This window comes from Arthrobacter sp. RCC_34 (genome assembly GCF_041360795.1).
GTDB lineage: Bacteria > Actinomycetota > Actinomycetes > Actinomycetales > Micrococcaceae > Arthrobacter_E.
This window is the reverse complement of the sequence record NZ_JBFUPW010000001.1, coordinates 719,136-733,031: the sequence shown is the minus strand read 5'-3', so window position 1 is coordinate 733,031 and position 13,896 is coordinate 719,136. Positions and strand designations below refer to the sequence as shown.

Annotated in this window: 15 protein-coding genes and 1 riboswitch; of the genes, 11 read left to right on the top strand and 4 right to left on the bottom strand. The window is 69.0% G+C overall.

Annotation, left to right across the window (positions count from 1 at the left end; genetic code table 11):
• The first annotated feature begins 136 nt into the window (after nt 1-136).
• The 3 genes from AB6732_RS03405 (at nt 137) to AB6732_RS03395 (ending at nt 2,338) form a co-directional block, all read left to right on the top strand.
• Nucleotides 137-739: a GDSL-type esterase/lipase family protein gene (locus AB6732_RS03405; protein WP_278266808.1), complete on the top strand. Its 603-nt coding sequence runs from the start codon at nt 137-139 to the stop codon at nt 737-739.
• 163 nt (nt 740-902) lie between these two features.
• Entirely contained in the window at nt 903-1,721 is an 819-nt protein-coding gene (locus AB6732_RS03400; protein WP_370958301.1) for a DUF4097 domain-containing protein, read from the top strand.
• Nucleotides 1,721-2,338 (top strand): PadR family transcriptional regulator, encoded by a 618-nt coding sequence (locus AB6732_RS03395; RefSeq protein ID WP_370958299.1) that lies wholly within the window; start codon nt 1,721-1,723, stop codon nt 2,336-2,338. The genes AB6732_RS03400 and AB6732_RS03395 overlap by 1 nt, the downstream gene beginning before the upstream one ends.
• 118 nt (nt 2,339-2,456) lie before the next feature.
• On the opposite strand, the gene AB6732_RS03390 is transcribed toward AB6732_RS03395, so the two are convergent.
• The 4 genes from AB6732_RS03390 to AB6732_RS03375 form a co-directional block, all read right to left on the bottom strand.
• The gene (locus AB6732_RS03390) at nt 2,457-2,531 is read right to left on the bottom strand and encodes a 50S ribosomal protein bL37 (RefSeq protein ID WP_369299106.1); all 75 of its coding nucleotides are present in this window, start codon (nt 2,529-2,531) and stop codon (nt 2,457-2,459) included.
• Between the two features lie 150 nt (nt 2,532-2,681).
• Entirely contained in the window at nt 2,682-3,848 is a 1,167-nt protein-coding gene (locus tag AB6732_RS03385) for a zinc-dependent metalloprotease family protein (RefSeq protein WP_370958297.1), read from the bottom strand.
• A gap of 282 nt (nt 3,849-4,130) precedes the next feature.
• Nucleotides 4,131-4,382, bottom strand: coding sequence for a mycothiol system anti-sigma-R factor (gene rsrA / locus AB6732_RS03380; RefSeq protein ID WP_066211000.1), 252 nt, complete (start codon nt 4,380-4,382; stop codon nt 4,131-4,133).
• On the bottom strand, nt 4,379-5,191 hold the full coding sequence (locus AB6732_RS03375; protein ID WP_370958294.1) for a sigma-70 family RNA polymerase sigma factor: 813 nt from the start codon (nt 5,189-5,191) through the stop codon (nt 4,379-4,381). The genes rsrA and AB6732_RS03375 overlap by 4 nt, the downstream gene beginning before the upstream one ends.
• Nucleotides 5,192-5,356: 165 nt before the next feature.
• Between AB6732_RS03375 and AB6732_RS03370 the strand changes: the two genes are divergently transcribed.
• The 8 genes from AB6732_RS03370 (at nt 5,357) to AB6732_RS03335 (ending at nt 13,874) form a co-directional block, all read left to right on the top strand.
• Entirely contained in the window at nt 5,357-5,818 is a 462-nt protein-coding gene (locus AB6732_RS03370; protein WP_370958292.1) for a DoxX family membrane protein, read from the top strand.
• A gap of 3 nt (nt 5,819-5,821) precedes the next feature.
• Nucleotides 5,822-7,189, top strand: a complete 1,368-nt coding sequence (aroA, locus tag AB6732_RS03365; protein ID WP_370958290.1) for a 3-phosphoshikimate 1-carboxyvinyltransferase — start codon at nt 5,822-5,824, stop codon at nt 7,187-7,189.
• 1 nt (nt 7,190) lies between these two features.
• Nucleotides 7,191-8,315, top strand: coding sequence for a ribosome small subunit-dependent GTPase A (locus AB6732_RS03360; RefSeq protein WP_370958288.1), 1,125 nt, complete (start codon nt 7,191-7,193; stop codon nt 8,313-8,315).
• 64 nt (nt 8,316-8,379) lie between these two features.
• On the top strand, nt 8,380-9,201 hold the full coding sequence (hisN, locus tag AB6732_RS03355) for a histidinol-phosphatase (RefSeq protein ID WP_370958286.1): 822 nt from the start codon (nt 8,380-8,382) through the stop codon (nt 9,199-9,201).
• A 72-nt stretch (nt 9,202-9,273) separates the two neighbouring features.
• Nucleotides 9,274-9,389, top strand: a riboswitch (SAM riboswitch).
• A gap of 39 nt (nt 9,390-9,428) precedes the next feature.
• Nucleotides 9,429-10,838, top strand: a complete 1,410-nt coding sequence (locus AB6732_RS03350) for an aminotransferase class V-fold PLP-dependent enzyme (RefSeq protein WP_370958284.1) — start codon at nt 9,429-9,431, stop codon at nt 10,836-10,838.
• A gap of 120 nt (nt 10,839-10,958) precedes the next feature.
• The gene (locus AB6732_RS03345) at nt 10,959-11,735 is read left to right on the top strand and encodes a class I SAM-dependent methyltransferase (RefSeq protein WP_370958282.1); all 777 of its coding nucleotides are present in this window, start codon (nt 10,959-10,961) and stop codon (nt 11,733-11,735) included.
• 91 nt (nt 11,736-11,826) lie between these two features.
• Complete coding sequence (locus tag AB6732_RS03340; RefSeq protein WP_370958280.1) at nt 11,827-13,086, top strand: Nramp family divalent metal transporter; 1,260 nt, start codon at nt 11,827-11,829, stop codon at nt 13,084-13,086.
• 74 nt (nt 13,087-13,160) lie between these two features.
• Nucleotides 13,161-13,874: a metal-dependent transcriptional regulator gene (locus AB6732_RS03335; protein ID WP_066211017.1), complete on the top strand. Its 714-nt coding sequence runs from the start codon at nt 13,161-13,163 to the stop codon at nt 13,872-13,874.
• Nucleotides 13,875-13,896 lie beyond the last annotated feature (22 nt).

Below are 13,896 nucleotides of genomic sequence, written 5' to 3'. Positions count from 1 at the left end.
GGCTGACGACGACGGCGCGTCGCGGCATTCAGACGCCCGTCACCTGCGCTTCGTGGCGCAGGCGGCGGGCGTCTGTCGTTTAATGGAGTGGGGACGCTGCGCCGGACACGGCGCTTCAGCTGCGCGAAAGGACATTGTGGAGGACAGGAAACTTCGAATCGCCGCGATCGGCGACGAACTGCTGGCAGGACTCGGCGACCCCCGCGCGCTGGGCTGGTACGGACGAGTCCTGGCGCGCACGCCGCGGGACCAGTTCGCCCTGGAGAGCTATTCGCTCCCGTGTCCCGAAGAGGGCACCGAGGGCCTGTCCGCGCGCTGGGCGGATGAGACGGGCCGCCGTTTCGGTCAGGGCTACGAGAACCGCCTGGTGATCGGCCTCTCCGGACGGGACATCGACTTCGGGCTCTCCACCGCGCGCAGTCGCCTGAATCTGGCGAACATCCTGGACCACGCGTCGCAGGCGAGCGTCTCCGTCTTCGTGGTGGGTCCTCCCCCCAGCCTCGACCCCGCCAAGAACCGGCGCCTGGCAGAACTCAACACGGCCTTCGCCGATGTGACCACTCGCCGGCACCACCTGTATGTCGACACCTTCGCTCCCCTGCTCAATCACGAGCAGTGGCGCAACGACCTGGCGGCCAATGCCGGCGCTCCGGGCCAGGCCGGGTACGGGCTGATGGCATGGCTCGTCCTGCACCGCGGCTGGTTCCAGTGGCTCAAGATCGCGGAGCCCACGGACTGACCCTCCCTTCTTCCACTGAGTGCTCAGTTGTTGCGGGTGTCGGACGCCGACACCCGCAACAACTGAGCACTCAGTGCGTTTAAGGAACCTCTTGACTCGAGATATATCGCGATATATCGTGAAATCACAAACGCGATATATCGCAAGATCCGAGGAGGAGAGCATGGCAGAGGAACGCTGGGCCGTCACCGGTCCGCAGACGATCGACATCGAAGGTGTGACATCCCTGAAGCTCGGCATCGTGCACGGGCGCTTCGACGTGGTCACCCACGACGACAGCCTCACCCGCATCGAGGTCTCCGAGATCTCCGGTGATCCCCTCGATGTCAGTTTCAACGCCGGACGCCTCGAAGTCCGGCACCAGGAACCGGGCCCTCAGGGCTGGTTCAAGAACGTCATGAACACCGTCACCCAGTCCCAGGAGAACTCGGTCATCATCAGCATCGCCGTTCCCGCCGGCATCCAGGTGGACGCGTCCACCGTCGCCGGCAACGGGCTGGTCTCCGGCACCACGGCCAAGACCTCCCTCAACACCGTCTCCGGCGATGTGGTGGCCGACCGGACCGCCTCCCACCTGGACGTGAACTCGGTCAGCGGCGAGGCGATCGTGCGCAATCACCACGGCAGCCTGTCCGTGAACACCGTGTCCGGAGCCGTCACGGCCACGGGCGCGCTCAACCACGTCCGGCTCAACAACGTCAGCGGCGAGATCCTCCTGGACGTCTCCGCGGACACGCAGGACATCGGGGCCAACACCGTCTCGGGCGACATGACCATCCGTCTCCCCCACACCGTGGGCGTCGACCTGAAGGCCAAGACCGGCTCCGGCCAGGTCACCATCGACACGCAGCGGTACATGCCCGTGAAGAACACGGTCGCCACGATCGTCGGACCGGAGGAACACCTCCTGGTGCTCCGCACCAACTCCGTGTCCGGCGACGTCTCGGTGGTGCACGCCCCGGACGAGGAAGGAGAACTGTAATGCCCCCCGTCTTCGCCCACGGCGCCTTGCGTCTCTACCTTCTGGCCCTGCTGGAGGACGGCGCCAAACACGGCTACGACCTCATCAAGGCCCTCAGCGACCGCTTCAACGGGACCTACTCCCCCAGCGCCGGGACCATCTATCCCCGGCTCGCCAAGCTGGAGGAGGAAGGGCTGGTCAGCACCCAGGTGGACGGACGGCGCACGAGCTACAGCCTGACCGACGCCGGCCGCCGCGAACTCGCGAACCGCCGGGAGGAGCTGTCCGGCGTGGAGAACGACATCTCGGCCTCCGTCCGGCGCCTGGCGGACACGCTGCGGGAGGACATCGGGAGCAATATCCGGTCCCTCCGCGAGGAACTGACCTCCACCACCCGCCAGGCCCGCGCCGAGGCCGCGCACCACGGGTATGTGAAGCCGGGAACGTCGGCGTCGCAGGCCCGGGCCACCGCCCTCAGCCAGGCCGCGGAACAGCTCATCACGGGCTTCCGGTCGGAGCTCCTGATGCTCGTGAGGCTCCGCAAAGCCCACGGCGAGCTGACGGAGACCGAGCTGGAATCCCTGCGCATGATCCTGGACAGGGCCCGAGCCGACGCCAAGGAGCTCTTCAGGAACTGATCCCGCCACGGACCCACCCGGCGGACAGACGCCTCGGGCCCTGGAACCGCAATGGTTCCAGGGCCCGACTGTTCAGCGTCACGCTGAGATGATCTGCCGCACCGGGCGGCAGTCAGTCTCAGGTGTTGGGGCGCTTGCCGTGGTTGGCACCGCCACGCTTACGATCACGACGCTTGCGTGCACGCTTGCTCATAGCTGGACTCCTTCTGTTCTCGACTCTCAAAGAGCTGCCCTCAAGTCTCCCATATGGAGGGGACCGGAGCGAAACCGCGCCATCGGCGCGGGATGAGGGCCGACGTCGGGCGTTCAGGGTGTGAGCCGGCGCTCGGCACGCTCACGCCGCTCAGCGCTTGGCCGGGACCTTGTCCGGGTGGAGCTGCCGGGCCAGTTCGTAGGTGAGTTCATTCGTCTCGGCCACGAGCGGGACCGGAGCGCTGCGGGCGGTCCGGCCGCTGTACGCCTTGCCCTTGGTGCCGACCGCGAGGCTCAGGTTCTGCAGATCATTCGGGGCGTTCAGGGTGCCCACCGCATTGTCCTTGTTGATGTCCTGCTTCACGGTGCCCGCGTTGATGGCCCCGTTCCAGTTCCAGTCGATCGCGGCGTCGGCCCGGGCCTGGTGCCGGGTGCCACCGGTCCACCAGTACAGCTGATTGCCCGCCGCCGCGGGGCCGAGACCGGCCGCCTCGTTGAGGGCCGCCTCATTGAGGCTGATCTGCGAGCGGGTGGAGTAGCCGAAGTAGGCGCCTCCGGCGGTCTGCGGGACTCCCGTCAGCTGATAGGAGTAGTTCATGATGCTCAGGTAGTTCGGCTTGTTGTTGACGTTGTCAGCGCCGCCGTGCGTCAGGCCGAGGTTGTGCCCGAGCTCGTGGATGAAGGTTCCCACACGGGTGTCGCTGCTGGCGTTGCCCCAGTAGCGGGGGCCCACCGTCACCAGGAGCTCCAGCCCGTTGATCCAGGCCTGCCCCGAGGACGAGCCGCTGCCGTAACTGTCCCCGAACACCGCGTAGTGGAAGACATTGGCACGGTTCGCGTCGGAGTACTGCTGCCGGAGCGTGCGGACCTCGTCCACGCCGCTCAGGTTCTGCTTGTACGGGATCTCATTGCCGCCGCCCAGGTCGTAGGCCGCTCCGCGCGCTGATCCCGCGTCGAGGTGGATGGTGACGCCCGTGGTGCCGTCGGGGTTGTTGACGGGAAGGTCGGCGAAACCCTGCCGGATCCTGTCGAGTTCCGCCGTGGAGGGCAGGAGGCCGGGCATGTAGTCCAGCTCGACGAAGAGATCCGCCCGGTGGGGGTCGGCCCCCAGTGCGGGAAGGTCGAGGTCGATGACCCCGTCCCCGTCCGTGTCGACGCCGTTGGTCTCCCAGGCGTCCGGCAGGCCGTCGCCGTCGGAGTCCGTGGCGGTCGGCGTGATGGCCGCCTGCGCCGGGACGGCTGGGAGCAGCACACCGAAGAGTCCCAGACCCAGGGTCAGGGCGCCGGCGGAGGCCGCGCTCACGATCTTCTTTCTCATGGTGGTCACCTTTCAGGGTGGAGGTGCGAGGACCACAGGACGCCCGGGCCGGGTCGGCCGGGGTGTGATCACTTCCACAAGACCAGATCGTCACAGTCCGCTTCAATGACTGTTACAGAAAAAGTTAAACAATTAACAATAGGCGACTCCGTGGAAGACCGTCTGCCACGAGGCCGGTGCCAGGGCACGGGAAAGCCCCCGGGCCTGTCCACGAGGGACGGGCCCGGGGGCTTCCCCGGGAATCAGCCGCTGACTGCGTGCGACTCCCGGCGATTCACGGGATCAAGCGCGGGCGGCGTGGATCCTCTCCAGGATGCTCTGCTTGAGCTGATCCGGAGCGGCCTCGGTGCAGGAACGCTTCACCATGGAGCGGATCATGCATTCGAGGTCATGCTGCTCCAGGCAGTTGGGGCAGTTCGCCAGGTGATCTTTGATCTCCTCCACATCGGCGCGGGGCAGCGCGCCGTCGAGGTATTCGTAGATGCGTTCAATACGGGCGTCTTCGCAATCGCCCAGGCCTTGGCAGTCTTTCATTTCGCTTTCTCCACTGGTGCCGTGTCAGCTGCGGTGCGCCGCACGCCGATCCCCCGCTCGGCCGCGTACTCCGCCAGCATCTCGCGGAGCATCCGGCGTCCACGGTGCAGGCGGGACATGACCGTCCCGATCGGGGTGTTCATGATCTCTGAAATCTCTTTGTAGGCGAAGCCTTCGACGTCCGCGAAGTACACCGCCAGCCGGAATTCCTCCGGAATGGCCTGCAGGGCCCGCTTGACGTCCGAGTCCGGCAGGTGATCCAGGGCTTCCGTCTCTGCGGAACGGAGGCCGGTGGACGTATGGGACTCCGCCCGCGCCAGCTGCCAGTCCTCGATGGTCTCGCCATGAGACTGCAGAGGCTCGCGCTGCCGCTTGCGGTAGAGGTTGATGTACGTATTGGTCAGGATGCGGTACAGCCAGGCCTTCAGATTCGTTCCGGGCTTGTACTGGTGGAAGGCAGAGAACGCCTTGGTATAGGCCTCCTGCACCAGATCCTCAGCGTCGGCAGGGTTCCTGGCCATGCGCATGGCCGCCGAATACAGCTGGTCCACGTACTGCATGGCGTCCCGCTCGAAACGGGCCCGTCGCTGATCGTCGCTCTCGGACGCGACGTCCACCGCACTGCTGTCCGAGGCGGACCGCCCCGTTGCTTCTTCATCCGTCTTCCGGGCCGCGGCGGCTCCGGACCCGGGATTCTCCGATTCCGTGGTGTTCATCGCGTCCCAGTCTAGCCCCGCGGGCAGCGCCGGAAGCGGGGAACCACCGGCCCGCACCGCGGGTGCTGCCGGGCGATCCAAGACCACGGGCATGGGCTCTCCTGAAACATCCTCCGCACGAGGCTTCTCCTCGTGTCATCACTGCTTCGGACAACGGCTCCCGCGGCGCAAATATTCCGCAAAGGTGTAAGACTAGAGGTAGTCCGGGCGATCCTGTCCCGCGACCCACCAGGTGAACCCATCTCTCCAGGAGGTCTCGTGTCCGTGGTTCGAATCCTTGCCCGTCCGCTCCTCGCCAGCAGCTTCATCGCTGACGGCATCCGCAAGATCAAGAAGGCGCAGGATCCCACCGTCCGGCCCGCCGTGCTGGCACGCCGTGTGGCGGACACCCTGCCGGTCGAGCTCGGGGACGCCTTCCTCAACCGCGCAGCCGGTGGCGCACAGCTCGGCGCCGGAGCACTCTTCGCGTTCGGCAAGCTGCCCCGCCTCGCCGCCCTGATCCTCGCCGCCTCCGCGGCCTGCACCACCGCGCTGGACTACCGCGCCGCTGACGCGACCACCAAGGAGGGCCGCGCCGCCCGCCGCCATCAGTTGCTGAAGAACCTCTCGCTTAACGGCGCCGCCCTGCTGGCCATGGTGGACACCGCGGGCAAGCCGAGCCTGGTCTGGCGCGTCCAGAACCGCCCCGAGGGTGGCTCCGGCGCCGCCAAGGGAGACTGATTCGTGCCTCAGCAAGTCCCTGCCGCCCAGCCCTGGGCGGCTCCCCTGGCCTCCGGCCCGGTCGACGCGACCGTCTCCGTGCCGGGTTCCAAATCCCTGACCAACCGTTACCTCGTGCTCGCCGCCCTGGCCGATGGCCCCTCCCGGCTCCGCGCGCCTCTGCATTCCCGCGACTCGGCGCTGATGATCGCGGCCCTGCGCAGCCTGGGCGCCACCGTGGAGGAGGTCCCCGGGGACGGGTCCTTCGGTCCCGATCTGCTCATCTCACCGATCCCCCAGGACGCCCCCGCTTCGCCGGTGAGCGTGGACTGCGGGCTCGCCGGGACCGTCATGCGATTCGTCCCCCCGCTGGCGGCCCTGCGCCGGGGTGACACCCACTTCGACGGTGACCCCCATGCACGCCAGCGCCCCATGGGCGCGATCATCCAGGCTCTCGCGGCACTCGGCATCACCCTGACGTCCGACGACGGCGGCGCCCCGGCGGCGCTCCCCTTCACCGTGCGCGGCGAGGGCTCCGTCCCCGGCGGCCACGTGATCATCGACGCGAGCGGCAGCAGCCAGTTCGTCTCGGCCCTCCTCCTGGTCGGCGCCCGTTTCGAGGACGGCCTCCACATCGAGCACGCCGGGAAGCCGGTGCCCAGCCTGGACCACATCCGCATGACCGTCGAGGTCCTCCGCTCCCTCGGCGTCACGGTGGACGACTCCGTGCCGGATCACTGGTTCGTCTCGCCAGGTCCCATCAGCGCCTTCGACGTGCGGATCGAGCAGGACCTCAGTAACGCGGGTCCTTTCCTCGCCGCGGCCCTCGTCACGGGCGGCACCGTCCGGGTGCCGCACTGGCCGAGTCCCACCACGCAGGTGGGCGACCTCTGGCGGGACATCCTCCTCCGGATGGGCGCCACGGTCACCCTGGACGGCACCACCCTCGTGGTGCAGGGCGGACCGCGGATCCTGGGCGGCGACTTCGCGGACACGAGTGAGCTGGCTCCCACGGTGGCCGCGCTGTGCGCCCTGGCCGGCTCGCCGTCGCGCCTGAGCGGCATCGCGCATCTCCGCGGTCACGAGACCAACCGGCTCGAAGCCCTCGTCACGGAGATCCGCCGCATGGGCGGTGACGCCGAGGAGACCACTGACGGTCTGATCATCCGGCCGGTTCCCCTGCACGGCGCCGTGCTGGACAGCTATGCGGACCACCGCATGGCCACCGCGGGCGCCATCTGGGGCCTGGCCGTGCCGGACACCTTCGTGGAGGACATCGCCACCACCGCCAAGACCATGCCCGATTTCCCTGCACTCTGGACAGCCATGCTGGACGGCGCCGCCGGCAGCACAGGACCGACCACGGCGCCCGGCGCCCAGGCGGGCTCCTGACGTGGGGCATGGACAGTCCGGTCGTTCCCTGTCCTCCTGGGATGAATCCGATGTCCGGCTCCGGCCGAGCAAACGAGGGTCCCGGCCGCGCACGAAAGACCGCCCGAGCCATTCGGATGCGGTGATCGGGCGCATCATCACCGTGGACCGCGGACGCTACACCGCCGTGCTGGATGAGGGCACCCCGCAGGAGCGGACCATCATCGCCGCCCGGGCCAAGGAGCTCCGCCGCAATCCGGTGGTGGTCGGTGATTTCGTGGCACTGGTGGGCGACGTCTCGGGCGATCCGGACACGCTGGCCCGCCTCGTGCGGATCGAGCCCCGCAAGACCCTGCTGCGGCGCAGCGCCGATGACACCGATCCGGTGGAGCGCGTCGTCGTGGCCAACGCGGACAAGCTCGTGGTCGTGGTCGCCGCCGCGAACCCCGAACCCCGCACCGGTTTCATCGACCGCGCCCTCGTGGCCGCCTACGACGCCGGCATCGAGCCCATCCTGCTGATCACCAAGGCCGATGTGAAGGACCCCGCCGAACTGCTGGCGAACTACCAGGCCCTGGATCTCAAGGTCATCATCAGCCGCACCACGGAGGCCGGCGCGAGCGGGATCGACGCCCGGAGCGCCGACGGCGGCTCCGCCTCCCTGCTGGGCACCGCCGTCGAGGAACTCCGGGAGGAGCTCGACGGCTCCGTCAGCGTCCTCCTGGGGCACTCCGGCGTCGGCAAGTCGACCATGGTCAACGCCCTCACCGGTTCCGAACGGGCCACCGGCCAGGTCAACGCGGTCACGGGCCGTGGACGCCACACCTCCAGCTCCGCCCTGGCGCTCCAGATGCCGGGAGCACGGCCCGGGACCTGGATCGTGGACACTCCCGGTGTCCGCTCCTTCGGGCTCGCGCTGGTGGATCCCGAGCGCATCCTGCAGGCGTTCCCGGACCTGGCGCCTGGCACCGAGGCCTGCGAGCGCGGCTGCAAGCACGGCGCGCAGGCGATCGGCTGCGGCCTGGACGCCTGGGTGGCCGAGGGCCACGCCGGACCCGCCGGCGCCTCGCGGCTGGAGTCGCTGCGCCGGGTGCTGGACGCCGGAACGCAGGAGGAACGCGAAGCCAAGGAGCTCGGCACTCCCTGACGGCGCGGTCACGTCCACGCCCCGGATGAGCTGGGATGCGTGCTTTGTGGGTACGGTTTAACCCATGATGGACTCCTCCCAGAACTACACCGATGACCTCCGGCTTGCCCATGTCATGGCGGACCAGGTGGATGCCCAGACCATGGCGCGCTTCAAAGCCCAGGATCTGAAGGTCGAGACCAAGCCTGATCTGACGCCGGTGAGCGATGCGGACCGGAGCGCCGAGGAGTACATCCGCGCCCAGCTGTCCCGGGCCCGGCCGCGGGATTCCGTCATCGGCGAGGAGTTCGGCACCACGGGCCACTCCTCCCGCCGCTGGGTGATCGATCCGATCGACGGCACCAAGAACTTCGTGCGCGGTGTGCCGGTCTGGGCCACGCTGATCGCCCTCATCGAGGACGACCAGGTGGTGGTCGGCGTCGTCAGCGCTCCCGCCCTGGGCCGCCGTTGGTGGGCTTCCAAGGGCCATGGCGCCTACACGGGCCGTTCCCTCGCCTCGGCCACTCGGCTGAAGGTGTCCGACGTCCACCGCCTCGAGGACGCCTCCCTGTCCTACTCCAGCCTGGGCGGCTGGAAGGAGCTCGGCCTGCGGGACGAGTTCCTCAACCTCCACGACACGGTCTGGCGCACCCGCGCCTACGGCGATTTCTGGTCTTACTGCCTCCTGGCCGAAGGCGCCGTGGACCTCGCCTGCGAGCCGGAGCTGAACCTCTATGACATGGCCGCGCTCGTGCCGATCGTCACCGAGGCCGGCGGCCGCTTCACCTCGCTGGACGGACAGGACGGGCCGTTCGGCGGCAATGCGGTGGCCAGTAACGGCATCCTCCACTCGGAGTTCCTCCGTCGGCTCAATCCCGGCCTCGACGATCTGCTGCAGGCCCCCTGATCAGGTCATATTCCACGTAATATTGGCGGCGCGTTCCTTCGGGGACGCGCCGCTGTTTTACGCTCGTAATCAGGTCACGAGTGCCAGCGCTAAACCCCGGTTTGCTGGCCGGCAACCCTCCAGACGCGGTGGGGTGCCCCGGGTGACGACCAGGCCGGCCACAGAAAGTGGTGCGGCAAGCGCGGTGCCCGCCTGTGCGGGCCCCTCCACGATGCAGAGGTCCCAGCATGTCCGTCAACACCCTTGCCCCCCGCTCCGCCGTCGCCGGAAGCGGACGCTCCCACGCGCCGTCGCTGGCCGCCAATCCGTTCGCGGCGGTCACCGGCGCGGAGATCCAGGCCCCGCTCATCCAAGGCGGCACGGTCCGGTACGCCAATCTCGATTACGGCGCCTCGGCCCCCGCGCTCAGCGTGGTGTCCGCCTACCTGAACGAGATCCTGCCCTACTACGCGAGCGTGCACCGCGGCGCCGGCTACGCCTCGCAGATCAGCACCTCGGTGTACGAGAACGCCCGGGAGATCGTGCGCGGCTTCGTGGGCGGACGCCCGGATGACCTGGTGATCTTCACGCGCAACACCACCGACTCGCTGAACGTGCTGGCGGGCTGCCTGCCCCAGCGCCAGGGCGAGCAGGCCGGTGACGTGCTCTACCTGGACATCGAGCACCACGCCAATCTGCTCCCCTGGCAGCGGGTCGGTCACCGGAGCCTGGTGGCGCGGGAGACCATCGCGGCCACCGTGGACGCCCTGCGCGAGGAGCTCGAGACCGGAGGCGTCGCGCTCCTGGCCGTCACCGGCGCGTCGAATGTCACCGGGGAGATCCTGCCGATCGCCGAGCTCGCCGCCCTGGCACACGAGTACGGCGCGCGGATCGTCGTGGATGCCGCTCAGCTGGCGCCGCACCGCCGGATCGACATCACCGCGCTCGACGTCGACTTCCTCGCCTTCTCCGGCCACAAGCTGTACGCGCCGTTCGGCGCCGGAGTCCTGGTGGGCCGTGCCGATTGGCTCGACGCCGGCACCCCTCACCTGCTCGGCGGCGGCGCCGTGCGGGAGGCCCGCCTCGACTCGGTCGTGTGGACCACCGGCCCGGCACGCCATGAGGGCGGCTCCCCGAACGTCCTCGGCGCGGCCACCCTGGCCCGGGCGACCCAGGTCCTGGCGTCCCTGGACCACGACTCCTGGCAGCAGCACGAGGCGGATATCCGCCGCCACCTGGAGGATGGCCTCTCCGCCCTGGACGGCGTCACCGTGCACCGGATCTTCAGCGATTCCACCGACTCGATCGGCGTGGTGAACTTCTCCGTAGAGGGTTACGACGCCGGCCTCGTGGCCGCGTACCTCTCCGCCGAGCACGGGGTCGGCCTCCGGGACGGCAAGTTCTGCGCCCACCCGCTGCTCAAGCGGATGGGCCTGCCCGCCGGATCGCTCCGCGCCAGCTTCGGTCTGGGATCACGGCTTGAGGACGCCGAGCGCCTCATCGAGGGGATCCGGCAGCTGCGCGAACGCGGTCTCGGCTGGGATTACGTCGTGGACGCCGGCCGCTGGGTTCCCGCGAACGACCAGCGCAGCTACCCGCACTGGGCGCCGAACACCCCCGGCACGGCGGGCGCCGCCCCCTGCAGCACCACTGACTGACCCTCTGACGTGGCACGTCCGGTCGCACAGAGGCGGGCCTGGCCGTCCCCTGTGCGACCCTTAAACGGCAAGCCTCCCGCGCGCTCCGCGGGCGGATCCCGTCGTCGTCCAGGAGCTAGCATGTCAGCCCGTCACGTGTCCCCGCCCGGTGGTCCCCGCATGGACACCAGCACCCGCCGGGAGATGGGCCGCGCGTTCGAACGGGGCGGCGAGCACTACGCCCAGGTCCGGCCCTCCTATCCTGCGGAGTCGGCCGCCTGGTGCGTGCCCGCCGGGGCACGGTCGGCGGTGGATGTGGGCGCCGGAACCGGGAAGTACACGGCGCTGCTCGTGGATCTCGGCCTGGACGTGACGGCCGTGGAGCCCTCCGCGGACATGCTGGCTCAGCTGCATGCGGAACTCCCCGGCGTGGCGACCGTCCAGGGAACGGCGGAGACCACCGGGCTTCCTGCGGAGAGCGCCGATCTGATCGCCGTGGCCCAGGCCTGGCACTGGTTCGATCCTCACGCCGCGAGCGCGGAAGCCGTCCGGGTCCTGCGGCCGGGCGGGACCCTGGCCCTGATCTGGAACCAGCTGGACACGTCCGTCCCGTGGGTGCACCGGCTGTCCCGCATCATGCACGCCGGCGACGTCATCAAGCCGCACTTCGTTCCCGCCGTCGGGCCCGGCTTCAGCGAGCTGCAGGGCGCCGTGATCCCGTGGCAGGACGAGGTGACGCCGGAGGATCTCCTGGAGTTGACCAAGTCCCGCAGCTACTATCTGCGAGCGTCTCCCGCGACCCGCGAGAAGGTCATGGGAAATCTCGAGTGGTACCTGTACGAACACCTCGGCCACCACGCCGGCGAAGTCCTCACGCTCCCCTACCGCTGTTACGCCTGGAAGACCACGCGGCTCTGACAGTCACACTTGCGCCGACAGGACTCTGACTCTACAGTTTTAGGCAAGCCGAAATTGCTGAGTTCGGCTTGCCTAAGCAAGAGGAGATGAGATGAAGACCGAACTGTCCCCAGGAGTCGTCGCACCGCGCCGTGGCGCGGGAGTCCTGCTCCTCGGACCGGCCTTCGTCGCGGCGATCGCCTACGTGGACCCGGGCAATGTCGCGGCCAACCTCACCGCTGGCGCTCAGTTCGGCTACCTGCTCGTCTGGGTCCTCGTCGCCGCCAACATCATGGCCGTGATGGTCCAGTACCAGTCCGCCAAGCTCGGTCTGGTCACCGGACACTCCCTGCCCGAACTCCTGGGACAGCGGTTCCCCACGTGGGGCCGGCGGCTCTTCTGGCTCCAGGCCGAGACCGTCGCCGTCGCCACGGACCTCGCGGAGGTGGTCGGCGGCGCCATCGCCCTCAACCTGCTGTTCGGCATCCCCCTCCCGCTCGGCGGCATCATCATCGGCGCGGCCTCCATGTTCCTGCTCATGATGCAGAACCGGCGGCGGCAGCGCAGTTTCGAGAACGCGATCATCGTCCTGCTCGCCGTCATCACGGTCGGCTTCCTCTGCGGGCTGATCGTCAGCCCGCCCAGCGCCGGAGGAGTCCTCGGTGGCCTGGTCCCCCGCTTCCAGGGCACCGAATCGGTGCTCCTCGCGGCCAGCATGCTCGGCGCGACCGTCATGCCCCACGCCATCTACGTCCATTCCGCCCTCTCCCGCGACCGGCACCGCCCCGTCGGAAGCGCCGACCCGGACGAGCGCACCCTGAGCCGTCTCATCAGGGCCACCCGCTGGGACGTCGTCTCCGCGCTGGCCATCGCCGGCGCCGTGAACATCGGCATGCTCCTGCTGGCGGCCTCCGCCCTGAGCGGCCGTGAAGGCACCGACAGCATCGAGGGCGCCCACGCCGCCATCACGACGACGCTAGGCCCGGTCATCGGCGCCGTGTTCGCCGTCGGGCTGCTCGCCTCAGGCCTCGCCTCCACCGCGGTCGGGTCCTACGCCGGCGCCACCATCATGGGCGGCCTGCTCAAGGTGCAGATCCCGCTCCTGCTGCGCCGGGTCCTCACCCTCATCCCCGCCGTGATCATCCTGGCGGTCGGCATGGACCCCACGCAGGTGCTCGTCCTGAGCCAGGTCGCCCTGAGCTTCGGCATCCCCTTCGCCCTCATCCCGCTCTTCCTGCTCAGCAGGGACCGCCGCATCATGGGCCGTCACGCGGACCATCCCGCACTCCAGGTGGCGGCAGCGGTGAGCGCCCTCCTCGTGATCGTCCTCAACGGGGTCCTGATCTGGCTGACCTTCGTCCCCGGAGGGTGAGAGAACGCGGCGCCGGCACGACGGCGGCCGGTCACCACCCCGGCGCCGTCACCGGCCTCGACTAAACTGGGGCCGTGAAGTCTGCCGTCGCCTCCTCCTCGATCGAGGACTACGTCAAGGTCATCTACTCGTTCACCGAGTGGCAGGACAAGCCCATCAGCAGCACCCAGCTGGCCCAGCGGCTGGGCGTGGCGAACTCGTCCGTGTCCGAGATGGTGCGCAAGCTCAAGGACCTCGGCCTGGTGGACCACAAGCCCTACGGCGCCGTGACGCTCACGGCGGAAGGCCGGACTCTGGCCCTGGCCGTGGTGCGGCGGCACCGCCTCATCGAGACGTTCCTCGTCCGCGAACTCGGCTACGCCTGGGACGAGGTCCATGACGAAGCCGAGCTCCTGGAGCACGCCGTCTCCGAGACTTTCGTGGAACGCCTGGCGGAGAAACTCGGCCACCCGGACCGTGACCCCCACGGCGACCCCATCCCCACGGCCGACGGCACCGTCGCCCTTCCCGAGGCCCGGCTGCTCTCCGAGCTGGATGAGGGGCACCACGGGCACATCACCCGCATCAGCGACGACGACCCGGAGCTTCTGCGCTATCTCAGCAGGGAGGGCGTGGACGTCGACGCCGTCGTCGAGGTCGGCGAACGCAAGCCGTTCAGCGGGGCACTGCAGGTCCATGTGGCCCCTCCCGGCGGCCAGGAGGGCCATACGGCGGAGCTGGGCGAGCAGGCGCTGCACGCACTCTGGGTCGCGGACGACTCCCCGCACGAGGGCTGCATCCTCCCCTGACGTCCTCCCCCGGACCGGCACT